This window comes from Streptomyces inhibens, from assembly GCF_003389455.1.
Classification (GTDB): domain Bacteria; phylum Actinomycetota; class Actinomycetes; order Streptomycetales; family Streptomycetaceae; genus Streptomyces; species Streptomyces inhibens.
On sequence record NZ_QUAC01000158.1, the window covers coordinates 35574 to 48260 of the forward strand.

Genomic DNA, 12687 nt, shown 5'->3' on the forward strand with positions numbered 1-12687 from the left:
CACGTCAATCGCCCCAGATCTTGCGGTAAGCCTGGCGGTAGCCCTCGGAGTCCCAGGACAGTGCGCCGCCGCTGTTGGCGGCGGTGGCGATGTGGACGGGGGCGACGTACCCGCTGTCCGGGGCGCCGGTGAAGGCGCGGTTGAACTCGTCGACGATCTGCCAGCCCTGTTCGGAGAGGGGCTCGGGCACCGTGGCGGCCTGGAAATCCTTGCCGTTGACGCGCTGGAAGGCCGACGGGTCGCCGTCACCGGCACCGATGTTGAACGGGGCGCCGGCGCCGTCCTTGCCCGCGGCGCGCAGGGCGGGGGCGGCGTGGCCGAAGTACAGGTCGTTGATGGCGGCGGAATAGGTCCACTTGCGGCCGAAACGGGACAGCAGGGAGCGGACTTCCCCGATGGAGCGGCTGTTGACTTGGGGAATGGGGATGTTGGTGTAGCTCAGCAGCTTGGTGCCGGAGCAGGTGGCGAGTTCCTTCTTGATCAGATCGGACTTGTGCTTCGCGAAGGGTACCGAGGCGTCGGTGAACAGGACGACGCCCGCGCGGCCGTTGGACCGGGCGATGATCCAGTCGGCGCTGATCTTCGCGACGTCCTCGACCCGGGAGGTGATGTTGCTGAAGAGTTGCGGATCTTTACTGGGGCCGGGAGTTGCGGCGGCGTGCCAGCCGATCAGCGAAATTCCCGCCGAATTGGCCTTTTTGACGTCCGCTGCGGCTATCCCGGGATCGAAACCGCTGATGACGATGCCGTCCGGCTTGAGGCGCAAGGCCTGCTTGAAGGCGGCCCGCTGACCGTCGGGCGTGCCCTGGCCGTTGAGGGTGCGGGCGTGCCATCCGACGATCTCGGCGGCTTCCTGGACACCTTGGGCGACTCCGGCGACGCCGGGGTTGGTCAGGGTCTGGGCGATGTAGACGATGGTCTTGCCGTGGACTGCCTTGGGTCCGGTGGTGGGGCCCCTCCAGGGGGCGTTGACCTCCTCGGCCTTCTTGACGGCTTGCTTGGCCCTGGAAAGGGCGGCGGGGCATCCGGGCTTGGAGGAGCTCCCGTGGGATGCGGTGGCTCCGGCGCCGGGTTCACAGCCGACGGCGGTGGCCATGACCAGGAGTGCGGCGGCTGTCACGACCGCCTTGCGGGTGGGGTGCACGGGTCTCCTCGCAGGGCAGGATGAGGATACGGGTTGGGGTGGGGGGAGACAGATTACGGGTGGCGATGCTCCGCGGCGCAGCCACCTCCGGGAGGTACGGCGTATGCCACCGACGCCGGGCCCGATGCGGAACGAGCCGTCCGCGCCCTGCTCCCCTACGGACACCGGCCCATCGGCCGGCATGGCACACCACAACGGGGTAACGGGCCAAAAGTGACAAAGAGTTGAATACCGCTTGGCCGTTGATGGTCGTGTGTTGCATGCGCGTGCACAAGCGGTAATGTTCGCGGCCGGTTGGGCATGTGGCGCAATCCTTTCGCTCGCATTTTCGGGCGAACTACGCAAGCGTCACGATCCCCCGTCGTCGGCGGTCGGCAACAACAACCCCTCGGTCACCGCTCAGGAGCACGTCGTAAGGAGGCCTGGGTGTCTGTGGACACAGTGGACCCGCCACACGAACCGGACCCGTCCCGGCGTTCACCGTCGAGGCCGCGGTTCCGTCAGCAGGCGGGCGCCCTCCTGGACCGATGGCCGTTCCGCCGGAAACTCAACGTTCTGGTGATCGCGCCCGTCGCCGTCGTCGGCGTGCTTCTGGGCATCGGCGTCAACACCCAGGTGGAGAAGGCCCGGGACGCCGACCGGACCGCGGAGCTGGTGCGCGACAGCGAGCAGGTCACCAGGCTGATCAACGACGTGCAGGCCGAACACCGGCAGGCGCTCCTGCTGTCCGTGGAGCAGGAGTCGGCCCGGCCCGGCGCCGCCCTGCCGTCGACCGCCGCCTACCGCGGGACGCAGCGGGACACCGATGAGCAGGTCACCGCCGTGCGTTCCGCGTTCGGGGCGGGCCTGCCGAAGGAGGAGGCGCGGGCCCTTGAGTACATCCGGGGCCTTGCCGTGCTGCGCGACAAGGTCGAACGGGGCTCGGTTCCGGCCGCCGGCATCGATCCCGCGTACGCTGCCGCGGTCGGCTACCTGATCGACGGCATCGGCCTCGACCGCTTCGACGGCACCTCGTCGTCCTCGGTCACCCATCTCCTCGACACGGTACTGCGCGCCGACGCCGCCCACGCGGCCTTCGAGAGCGGGGTGTTCTCCGCCCAGACCCGGGATGCCAACGCGCTCACCGAGTACACCCGGGCGGTCGGCGCTCACGAGCTCTACGAGGAGCAGACGGAACGGTTCAGCAGGATCGCCGACCCGGACCAGGTCCTGCGCCTGAGCGGGATCGAGCGAGATGCCGAGGAGAACGGCATCGAGGCCCAGTTCGCGGAGCTCCAGATCGATCCGGGCTCCCTGCAGGGCCAGACCCCGGAACAGCTGCGCAAGGCGATCACCGCCGGAACCCGGCAGGCCGCGGCCCGCCTCGACATCACCCGGTCGCTGATCGATCAGATCGCCGCCCGGGCCGACGGTCTCTCCCAAGGCGCCCTGGACAACGCGCTGGCGATGCTCGGCCTCGCCCTGCTCGGCTTCGCCTCCTGGCTGACCTTCTCCGTCCTGGTCCGGCGCTCGGTCGTACGTCCCCTGGCGGCCCTGACCGGCGCCGCCCAGCAGGTGGTCGACGTGGCCGGCGAGGAGCTCGCCAGGGTCGAGGACGACGAGTCGCCGGAGCGCACCCCGCTGCAGGCGCGGCCGATCCCCGTTCCCGTCCGCGACGAGATCGGCCACCTGGCCGAGGCGTTCAACCAAGTGCAGGTCACCGCCGCGGCGCTGCTGGAGCGGCAGGTGCTCAGCCGCCGCAACGTCGCCGAGATGTTCGGCAACGTCGGACGCCGTGTCAGCAACCTCACCTCACGCCAGCTGATGCTGATCGACGCGGTGGAACGCGAGGAGACCGACGCCGGCGTCCTGGAGCGGATGTACCGCATCGACCACATCGCCGTGCGCCTCCAGCGCAACGCCGACAGTCTGATGCTGCTCGCCGGAATCCGGGACCCCGAGGTGGAGTCCCGGCCGACCACCCTGGTCAACGTCATACGGGCGGGGCTCGGCCAGATCGAGGGGTATCAGCGGGTGTCCCTGCGGTCCGAGACCGAGGTCACCGTCGCGCCCGACATCGTCGACGATCTGACGCTGATGCTCGCCGAACTGCTGGAGAACGCGGTCTCGTTCTCCCCCTCCGACACGCCCGTCGAAGTGGTCGTCCGGCCCGGCACCGACGTCACCTCGGACGGTGGTGCCCTGATCGAGGTCATCGACCACGGCCTCGGGATGAGCACGGAACGCCTCGACGAGGAGAACTCCCGGCTGGTCCGCCGGGAACGGCTCGACCTCGTACCGACCAAGGTCCTCGGCCTGTTCGTGGTCGGGAACCTCGCCCGGCGCTCGGGCATCCGGGTCACCCTGAGCCGCACACCGGGCGGCGGGGTCACCGGCACCGTCTGGCTCCCCTCCGCGCTGCTGCTGGCCGTGAGCCCCGCCGCGACACCGTCCCCGGCAGCGGTCGCGGACGTGGCCGAGGCCGCGCCAGAGCACCCGGCAACGCCCGAGCAGGAGTCCACCGCGCCCGCACCCGAGCCCGCGCCGGCCTCCGCCACGCCCCTGCCGGTGCGGACCCCCGGCACCACGCCCGAACAGCGGACGGGCGACCTCCCCCGGCGCCTCCCGTACCGCACGGACGCGGAACAGACCGCCCCCGCGGTCGAGCCGCGGCCGGCACAGTCCGCCCGGCCGCTGCGACGGCGGGTACGGGGTGCGACGCTCGATATGACCACCCAGGCCGCCGACCGGGAGACCCAGGCCGTGCGCCGACCTGTCGACGCCGACGCGGTCCGTTCGGAACTCGACGAATTCGAGGCCGCCGTACACAGGGCAGAGCAAGAGAGTGCTCCTGCCCCGAGGGATTCAGCCCCATCACCACACCAGCAACCCCGGAAGGAGTCGGGCAGTGACCACGCCGACAGGTAAGAGCAGTTCCGAGCGGGACGAGCCCATGGATCTGACAGCCGCCGCGGCCGACTTCACCTGGCTGCTCGACCGGTTCGCCACCCAGACCGCCGGTGTCGTCGACGCCATCGCGGTGTCCTCCGACGGTCTGCTGATCGCCGTCTCCCAACTGCGCGAGCAGGCCGACTCCGAGCGGCTCGCAGCGATCGTGTCGGGCATCACGAGTCTGGCCGCCGGTGCGTCCGGCAACTACGGCCTCGGCGGCCTCAACAAGGTCATCATCGACCTGGAGGGCGGCCATGTACTGGTGTCGGCCATCGGCTGCGGCGCCGTCCTCGGCGTGGTGACCTCGAAGGAGGCGAAGCTCGGCAACATCGCCTACGAGATGACCCTCTTCGCCAACCGGGCCGGGAGCGCGCTCACTCCCCAGCTGGTGCTGGAGCTCAAGAAGAACGCCGGCGCCGCACCGGCCCGCTGACCCGTCCCACACCGCGGAGGCAGGGGTGCAGTCGCCGAGAAGAGGATCATGATGGCCGCCGGTGAACCAGGGCCGAACGAGGGTGGGGGTCCCCCCGGCGCATGGGGGTCCCCCCGCTCGAGCGGAGCCGAGAGTGGGGGAGGAGCCGAGAGCTTGGGGGAGGGCAGAGCCCAGGGTCCGTCGGAGCCGGCCGGCCGCGCTCCGGCGATCCGGCCTTTCCTGCTGACCGCCGGCCGGGTGGCGGGGGGCGGCGCCGGCCCGCCGCTCCCGGTCGAGACCCAGATCGTGGCGACCTCGTCCGGGCTCTCCGTCCTGGGCTCGCTCGCCTTCGAACAACACGACATCGTCGCCGCCTGCCGACGGCCGCAGTCGGTGGCGGAACTGGCCGCCCGGCTGCGCCTCCACCTCAACGTGGTCCGGGTGTTGGCGGAGGACCTGTGCACCGCCGGGCATCTGGCGGTCCATGTCCCGAACGCCAGGACAACCCAGGACATCTCCGTACTGCGAAGGGTTATTGATGGTCTCCGTGCCGTCCCCGACTCACGGGACACACTCCGTGACAGCGGTTGAACAGCCGCCGGTACCGGTCAAGTTGGTCATCGCCGGCGGCTTCGGCGTCGGCAAGACCACGGCCGTGGGCTCGATCTCCGAGATCCGGCCACTGACCACGGAGGCCGCCATCACAGAGGTCGCGGCCGGCGTGGACGATCTCTCACACACCCCCGGCAAGACCACCACCACGGTCGCCATGGACTTCGGCTGCATCACCATCGACCCGACGCTGAAGCTCTACATCTTCGGCACGCCGGGCCAGGACCGGTTCGGGTTCATGTGGGACGACGTGGTCGAGGGCGCTCTCGGCGGCCTGGTGATCGTGGACACCCGCCGCCTGGACGACTGTTACGCCGCAGTGGACTACTTCGAGCACAAGGGCATGCCGTTCGCCGTCGCCGTCAACGCGTTCGACGGCGAAGTCCACCACAACCTCGACGAGGTGCGGTGGGCGCTGGACGTCTCCGACCACGTACCGCTGATCGTCTTCGACGCCCGCAAGACGGGCTCGGTCCGGGACGCACTGCTGGTCGTACTCGAAGTCGCCCTGTCCCGCGTGGAAAACACCACAGCGGGCTGACTCCCGGCCCCCTCTCGGACAGGCCCCCCGTACCGCCGTGCCTCGAAGGCCCGGATCAGTGCGGGCGGTTCCCGGTCACCACCACCTGACCGGGTCGGCGGCGAAGGCCGTCGTTGCCGCGCCGAGCAGTTCCTCGGAGGCAGCAGGTGCCTCCTTCGGGTGACGTGCCTGCCACTTCGCGACGTACGGGCACAGGGGCGCGACCGCGAGCCCCTCGCGGCGGATTGATGTTCGCCAACGCCGCCTGGAACAGCGGCTCGCCCGGCGCAGGCACGGCGAACCGCTCGTACAGCTCCTTGGCCTCCGCCTCGCTGACGGCGTTGGCGAAGGCGTAGCGGAACTGGTCGTAGGTGAGCGGAACGGCCCGGTGGTAGTTCGCCGGGTTGCCGAGGACCACGGGACCGGATCGCCGGCCTGGACCTCAACGTCCTCGGCTTCGCCATCGTGGGCATCTTCTTCGCCACCTGGATCCTCGCGCTCGCCGTGTGGAAGTTCGGCCGGATCGAGAAGAAGTGGTCGGCGGACGTCCGCCCAGTGGATCAGAGGACCGACTGAGGGCTCCTTGCCGTAGACCCGTTCCGCTGGCTCACCCACGCCGTCGGCTCGGAAAATGCCGGTACGCCGCGCTACGGGACGCGGTTCCCCCATGGGCGGCGTACCGGCGCATCGTGATCGCCGGAACCGAACCGGAACGGACGGCACCGGCTGAGCATCGGACGGCCTACACCGCGACCACCTCAGGGAGTCGCGCGCACGCCTCGGCAGACTTCAGCCATCCGGTGAGGTCTGCGCGGGCGCGAGCCACCCGGGAGCGGACGGTGCCGATGGGGCAGCCCACGGCCGCAGCGGCATCCGCGTACGGCATCCCGACCAACTGTGTGAGAACGAATGCCTGGCGCCGCTCGCCATCCAGTGCGTTGAGCAGCTCGCCCAGCGCCAGGCCGTCGTCGAATCCCGGTAGCCCGCTGGGCTGGCGGCGTTCCGCGACCGTCTGCCAGTCGTCGACGTCGGCGATGCGCGGACGGGCGGCGGCGGACCGGTAGCGGTCGATCACCACCCGGCGGGCGATGGTCAGCAACCAGGTGCGGGCGCTGGAGCGCGCGGCAAATCCCGGCAGGCTGGTGAGGGCACGCAGAAACGTCTCCTGGGCGAGGTCATCGGCGCTGTTCGTGTCGCAGGTCAGGTGCGCCACGAATCTCCAGACATCACGGTGGGAGGCGCGTATGAAGCGCTCGACGGCGACCGGGTCACCGTCCCGTGCGGCCAGGGCCAAGGCGGTCAGCTGCTCGTCATCCACGGTGGTCCGCTTGCCACGGGCCGGACCAGCAAGGGCAGGAATCATCGCCACATGTCCTTTGGGGGGCACGGGCCGTACCAAGACATGGCACGGCCCTGTCGGTGAGCGGCACTCCGAGTACCCGTACGAAAGCCGGTGCAGACGTCACGGGGCGACGCTCGACGGGGATACGTGTACGGGCAGGCCGGAGGGCCGCGGGCCAAGGGCCGGCGTGTGCTCAGCTGCGCTCACAGAGACATGAGGAAGGCAGCCGTGCGGACACGCCGGTACTCCGCCCGCCACCGATTCGATGCGCCTTGCAGAAAGGTGGAGTGGGGATCCCGGGCGGTGCCGGGAGAGTCCCAGGACGGGCGGTCAGCAGCAGACGAGATGCGTCGGCGGGCCCCTGCGGGAGAGCACGTGGTGCAGGCGCACCCCACCCGGACGCACGACATGACCGGCGCCGGTCACCGGGCGAGCGGACGGCATCAGCCCGGCCCAGCGCTGCGTCGTCAGGACCAGGAGCAGGGGCGCGAACAACACCGCGGCCACGGTGCGGGCGAGCCGGAACGCTGCCGCCTCGCCGCGCCACAGCCACAAGCCGCACATCAGCGCGGCCAGCGCGTGGGCAAGGGTCATGCCGGGGGTTCCAGGGCCGGAGTGCGCCAGGTGCAGCTCGCTCATGTCGCCGTGCACCACGGCCATTTGCCCAAGGTGCGCTGCGGAGCCGACGGGTACGGCAGCCATGCCCGCCATACCGCTCATCTCCGGCGTGCCGTCCATCGGCGTCGGCGCGGAGACCGAACTGCCTGGGCACGACTGCGCCAGGCCGAACAAGGAGTGCAGACCGAGTTGGGCCATGACCGTGGAACCGGTGACGACCAACCCGCCGCGTTCCTGCCCCGCCAGCCGCCAGGCCATCGTGCCCGCAGCGCCGAATGCGGCGACGAGAGCCCACCAGGGCAAAGGCTGCACGGACATGAACGCATGCCCCAGGGCTGCGGTCGTCACGCACACAGCCGCGAAGATCGCGGCGCGCACGGCACGTGAAACCGACCCGGCAGTCATGTTGGACATCGTGCCAGGGGGTTCGCCCGCCCGGGAGGGGGCATGGTGCCTCGGGCTCGGTTGTTGTCCAGATCCGCTAAAGCACGCGGTGCTTCAGCAGTTCCGTACTCGCATCATCGACCACGCGGTAGCGCACTCCCCGGCCGTCTTTGTCGCCCTCGACGACTCCGGCGGCCCGTAGGAGGCCCAGCGCCTGGGAGACGGCGGGATCCTTCATGCCGGTGGCGACTGTCAGGTCGGAGACGGCGAAGTGGTCTCACGCGGAAGCCCTGGTGGGGCGGTAGCACTCCGTCCGCCCCACCAGGGCTTGCCTGGCTTCCGGTTGGTTACGGGCGGGCGGAGCGGCTGCGGTGGAGGGCGACAGCGGCCGTGCCGATGCCCAGGACGCCCGCGATCAGGCCCGCGATGCCCAGGCCTCGCGTGGTCGAGTCGCCGGCGGCGGCAGCCTTGGGCGCCGCGGAGGCCGAGGTGGCGGCTTCGTCTGCGGCCTTGGTGAGGTGCAGCACCGGCGCCGGGTTCTCCGGCTCCGCCTGACCGGCCTTCGGCTCTTCGATCCAGCGCACGACCTTGCCGTCGGAGTAGGTCTGCAGCGTCTTGAAGGCCAACTGGTCGGCGTCGCCGGGGAGTTGGCCGAAGGCGACGCTGAAGTCCTGGTACTGGCCGGGCTGGATCCTGCCCTTGGTCCAGGTGATCTGCGAGACGGCTTCGTTGATGGTGCCGTCGTCGGTCTTGATCGGGTTCTTCAGCCTGGTGGTCTTCACCTGCGCGGTCCAGCCGGGCTCAGGGGTGACGAGCACCGAAGGGATGGGGTGATCCGTAGGCAGGAAGACCTGAACCTCTGTGGTGCCGGCGTTGTTCTCCTCGTTCGGGACCCGGAAGGTGAGGGTGCCGTCGCCGGCGCCCTTCGGGTAACTGCCGGGGTGGACGGTCACGTGCGCGAAGGCCGAACCCGCGGCGGTGAGCAGCCCGGCTGCGGCGAGGGTGGTGACGAGGGTGGTGCGGCGCAGAGCGCGCCGGAGGGTGGTGTGTGTCGGGGACACGGGGACTCCGTACTGGTCGGCCGGCGGCGGTGAGCGGCCGCCGGGGGGAGGCATGGGTGAGCAGACCGTTGCGGGGAACGGCTCACACGAAGAGCGCTGGGTACGGGTCCGGAAGGGGTGGGCCGCGGCGTGACACCGCGTGGCGCAGCAGTCCCTGGCGGAGAATCCGCTGCCCTGCTGTCAGCCCGTGGGGTACGACCGCGTACGCAAGAGCGGGCAGCCGGCCCTCACGAGCACCCCACCACGCCACCAGCCCCGGCACCAGCGTGACGGCCCTGCGGAGCAAGGACCACAGCGCTGCTTCGCCCCGCCGCAGCCACCAGGACGCGAGCAGGGCCGCCGCCAGGTGTGCCGCGGCGGCGTGGGCACTCATCGGGTGGGGGTGCGCCATCATCCGCGTCCCGTGCAGGCCCATCGGCGCGCTGGTCGCGGCAAGGCGCCGGGCCGGCGCCTGGGCAGCGTCGAAGGCCAGGTGCAGCCCGCCCTGGGTGGTGAGCATGGCGCCGCCGATCCCCAGCAGCGACCGCTCCCGGGTGCTGAGCAGGTAGCCCAGAACGAGGACGGCGAGGAACCCCGTCGCGTCGGCCCACGCCGGTGGCGCCGAGCCTGCCGCGAGCTGGTGGCCCGCGGCGGACAGCGTGAGGCACACCGCGGCGAACACCGCAGCGCGCAGGATCCGCATCGCCGGGGACGCAAGCATGACGGCCGGATCGTCCCATGCAGGCCGTAGTGCGTACCGGTCCCTTGTCCTCATTCGCAAAACCTTTGTTTCCACCCGTGCCTCGCTGTGCCCACACCCAGGGCACAGCCGGGACGAGGAGTACGCACCGCGGAGTGGGGGCGTACTCCTCGCTCGGCACGCGGCTCAGCTGCTCAGCTGCTCAGCTGCTCAGCCGAAGAAGCGGCGCAGCGGGGCGATCCGGCGGATCAGCAGCCGGTCCAGGGTGAGGACGATCAGCATGGAGATCCCGGCAAGGGGCATGGCCACGCCGAGGATCAGCATGATCAGCGCGACGCCGCGGGTGGTCCGGGCGTCCTGCGCGCGGCGGGGTGCGCCCAGGCCCTTGCCGGTCGGGCGGCGGCGCCACCACATCACGACGCCGCTGATGGCCATGCCGATGACGGCGAGGCAGGTGCCGAGGGCGACCAGGAGGTTGGGCAGGCCGAAGCGTTCGCCCTGGTGGAGGGCGATGCCTTCTTCGACGAGCTTGGACAGCAGGCCGTACTGGGGCCAGCCGTAGGAGGCGAGCACCTTGCCGGAGTACTGGTCGAGGAAGAGGGTGCGCTGCTTGGCGGGGTCCGCCTCGGACTTGCCGGAGATCGTGTAGACGCCCTTCGGGCCCTGCGGCAGGGTCACGGTGGAAGGTGCCAGGCACGCGCTCGTGGTGGGCGATGGCGACGGCCCGCTCGATGGACAGGCCGCCGGGCGCCGCGCCGCCTCCACCATGGCCTCCCATGTGGCCGGCGTGCCCCTCATGTCCTTCATTCCCGCCAGCAGTCTTCGAAGCCGGAACCTGGACCTTCTCCGCCGCCCAGGGCACGGAGGTGTCGGGGTTGGAGGTGAGGTGGTCGGCAGTCGTGGGGACCTTCGAGGAGACCTTGTACTCCTCCGCGCTCGGCGTGCCCTGCTTCGTAGCGGTGATGACCTTCTGCAGCTGCTCGCCCCAGATCCCGGTCCACGGCAGGCCGGTGGCAATGAGCAGCAGCAGGAAGACGGAGACGGCCGCGCCGACGGTGGCGTGCCAGCGGCGCAGGCCGCGCCGTCCGGTCCGGCCGCGGCGCGGGCGAGCCCGCCACCACAGGTACAGGCCGGTGAAGGTCAGGATCGCGGCCCAGGACGCGGTCAGCTCCATCAGGCGGTCGCCGAGCGTCCCGCTGAGCAAGTTGCCGTGGAGCTCGCGGACGGTGTGCATAAAGGTCTTGCCGTTGTCGACGGACCCCAGCACCTTGCCGTCGTACGGATTCACGTACACCGACACGGTCGGCGCCCACGGCCCTCCGCCGTCCGCGGCGAGGGTCACCATCGTGCTGTGCTCGCGGTCGCTCGGCGGCGTTACGGACTGGATGGTCGCCTCTGGCTTTGCCTTGCGCACGGCGTCCACCTGCTCGGCCAGCGGCACCGGCTTGGCGCGCTCCGTGGCGTGGACGGTGCGCAGGTCCTTGTAGACCCAGTCCTCGTAGGCGGGCTTGAACAGGTAGATGCCGCCGGTGACGGCGAGCAGCACCAGCAGCGGGGTGACCAGCAGGCCGGCGTAGAAGTGCCAGCGCCACAGGGTCTTGTACAGCTGGTTGCGGGAGGGCCGTGCGCGGTCGTTGCCGCTGTCCGGCGGGGTGTCGGGTCTGTCCTCGGACAGGCTCGGGGCGTGCGTCATTACGGGCTGTCTTTCGTCGTACCGCGCGGCCGGGCAGCGCCGACCGCACGTGAGGGCAGGAAGAATCCGGAGGGCCGTGGGGGGAATGGCGACCGCCCAGCGGGCGGGCACGCGAGGCGCTTCCGGGTTGCCGCGTGCGCCGCGCAGGGCACGGCGGAGCTCAGGCCCCGGGCTACGGAGCCTGCACGACATGCGGGATCAGTACGAGAAGGACAGCGGGGGTCCACGGCGGACGACCGCATGCCGGACCACCGCCAGGTGCAGTTGCCCGGCCGTTACGGGCCGCTGGAAACGCAGGGGTCCAGGGGGTGCCACCGGCACCGTGGCACGCGCGACGAAGAGACGCAGCAGGCGGTGCAGCGACCGGTCGGTGGCGGCAGCCAGAGCCGCCAGCAGTGCGAACACCGCGCGCTCGCCACGGTGCAGCCACCAGGCGCACACCAGGCCCGCCAGAACGTGCGCCGCCAGCATGCCGAAGCCCATGTGGTGCATGGTGGGCATGGCGTCCGCGGTACGGCCGCCGAGCCCCATGTGCGCGCCGTGCCGGCGAGCCGGAGGGCTGTGCCAGTCCCAGCCCGCGTGCCGCACCATCTGGTGCATCGATCGGCTGAGAAGGGGCGTCGGACGCGCCGAGCCGGAGTGACTGCACAGCAGCAGATCCGCCCAGGCCGCAGCCTTGCTGGTGGCCTGAACGGGTGCTGCGATCCCCTGTGCCCAGGAGAAGAACAGGTGCAGCCCGCCCTGGCAGGCGAGCATCCCCCCGGCGATGGCCGGCAGGGACCGCTCACGACCGGCAGCCAGTCCAGCGCACACGAACACCGGCACCGCAGCTGCCGCGAACGCCCACCCCGGCAACGCAGGACCGGACATCACGGCATGCCCCGCCGCGGACAGCACAACGCAGACCACGGCGAACACCGCGGCCCGGACATATCGCAGCGCGGCGGTGACAGGCATGACGCCGTCATCATGACAACGCCCTCACCAGCCCTCTACAGGGGGGTGGCTGAATATCGACCCCCATAGCAGACATAAAGGACTACCTTCACCGACTGGCGGCAGCGACAAGGGCGACGAGCACCGCAAGGGGGGCCGCGAAAGCCACCGCCACCACCCCGACAGGCAGGCAGGCAGACAGGCAGGCAGGCAGGCAGGCAGCAAAATCTCCACTCCCGGCAGCGTCACTGATGGGCGAGCCCGAGCGCCCCGGAGGGCGAAGCCCGGTTCAATAGCCGGCCGGCCAACAGATCAGGAAAGCCGCAGTCATGCGACCAATTCCAGAATGACCCGT

General features: G+C 70.6%; 12 protein-coding genes and 2 pseudogenes. 4 read left to right on the top strand and 10 right to left on the bottom strand.

What is annotated here, in order from left to right; translation table 11 throughout:
- Nucleotides 1–4: 4 nt before the first annotated feature.
- Nucleotides 5–1144, bottom strand: coding sequence for a substrate-binding domain-containing protein (locus DY245_RS20180; RefSeq protein WP_128508648.1), 1140 nt, complete (start codon nucleotides 1142–1144; stop codon nucleotides 5–7).
- Nucleotides 1145–1576: 432 nt separating this feature from the next.
- Here DY245_RS20180 and DY245_RS20185 point away from each other — a divergent pair, with 432 nt between their 5' ends.
- From DY245_RS20185 to DY245_RS20200, 4 genes are all read left to right on the top strand, one after another.
- Entirely contained in the window at nucleotides 1577–4051 is a 2475-nt protein-coding gene (locus DY245_RS20185) for a sensor histidine kinase (protein WP_425329416.1), read from the top strand.
- 25 nt (nucleotides 4052–4076) lie between these two features.
- Nucleotides 4077–4508, top strand: a complete 432-nt coding sequence (locus DY245_RS20190) for a roadblock/LC7 domain-containing protein (RefSeq protein ID WP_128508677.1) — start codon at nucleotides 4077–4079, stop codon at nucleotides 4506–4508.
- Between the two features lie 153 nt (nucleotides 4509–4661).
- Nucleotides 4662–5078, top strand: a complete 417-nt coding sequence (locus tag DY245_RS20195; protein ID WP_128508649.1) for a DUF742 domain-containing protein — start codon at nucleotides 4662–4664, stop codon at nucleotides 5076–5078.
- Nucleotides 5026–5640: a GTP-binding protein gene (locus DY245_RS20200; protein WP_128508650.1), complete on the top strand. Its 615-nt coding sequence runs from the start codon at nucleotides 5026–5028 to the stop codon at nucleotides 5638–5640. Before DY245_RS20195 ends, DY245_RS20200 begins: the two co-directional genes overlap by 53 nt.
- Nucleotides 5641–5715: 75 nt before the next feature.
- On the opposite strand, the pseudogene DY245_RS46480 reads toward DY245_RS20200, so the two are convergent.
- The 9 genes and pseudogenes from DY245_RS46480 to DY245_RS20255 all read right to left on the bottom strand — a co-directional run.
- A pseudogene (locus DY245_RS46480) lies at nucleotides 5716–5859 on the bottom strand (GNAT family N-acetyltransferase); the annotation flags it as partial.
- A gap of 502 nt (nucleotides 5860–6361) precedes the next feature.
- Nucleotides 6362–6982, bottom strand: a complete 621-nt coding sequence (locus DY245_RS20220) for a sigma-70 family RNA polymerase sigma factor (RefSeq protein WP_128508651.1) — start codon at nucleotides 6980–6982, stop codon at nucleotides 6362–6364.
- 309 nt (nucleotides 6983–7291) lie between these two features.
- Nucleotides 7292–7984: a hypothetical protein gene (locus DY245_RS20225; protein WP_128508652.1), complete on the bottom strand. Its 693-nt coding sequence runs from the start codon at nucleotides 7982–7984 to the stop codon at nucleotides 7292–7294.
- Nucleotides 7985–8060: 76 nt separating this feature from the next.
- Nucleotides 8061–8201 carry an ArsR/SmtB family transcription factor gene (locus DY245_RS20230; RefSeq protein WP_342354202.1) on the bottom strand — a complete coding sequence of 47 codons (141 nt, stop codon included), beginning with the start codon at nucleotides 8199–8201 and terminating at the stop codon, nucleotides 8061–8063.
- 109 nt (nucleotides 8202–8310) lie between these two features.
- Nucleotides 8311–9024: a YcnI family copper-binding membrane protein gene (locus tag DY245_RS20235; RefSeq protein ID WP_244943155.1), complete on the bottom strand. Its 714-nt coding sequence runs from the start codon at nucleotides 9022–9024 to the stop codon at nucleotides 8311–8313.
- 82 nt (nucleotides 9025–9106) lie between these two features.
- Nucleotides 9107–9724 (bottom strand): hypothetical protein, encoded by a 618-nt coding sequence (locus DY245_RS20240; RefSeq protein ID WP_128508679.1) that lies wholly within the window; start codon nucleotides 9722–9724, stop codon nucleotides 9107–9109.
- Between the two features lie 189 nt (nucleotides 9725–9913).
- Nucleotides 9914–10381 (bottom strand): PepSY domain-containing protein, encoded by a 468-nt coding sequence (locus tag DY245_RS20245; protein WP_244943157.1) that lies wholly within the window; start codon nucleotides 10379–10381, stop codon nucleotides 9914–9916.
- Between the two features lie 181 nt (nucleotides 10382–10562).
- Nucleotides 10563–11588, bottom strand: a pseudogene (locus DY245_RS48325) (PepSY-associated TM helix domain-containing protein); the annotation flags it as partial.
- A gap of 6 nt (nucleotides 11589–11594) precedes the next feature.
- A complete protein-coding gene (locus DY245_RS20255; protein WP_128508655.1) occupies nucleotides 11595–12353 on the bottom strand; it encodes a hypothetical protein in 759 nt (252 codons plus the stop codon).
- Nucleotides 12354–12687: the final 334 nt, after the last annotated feature.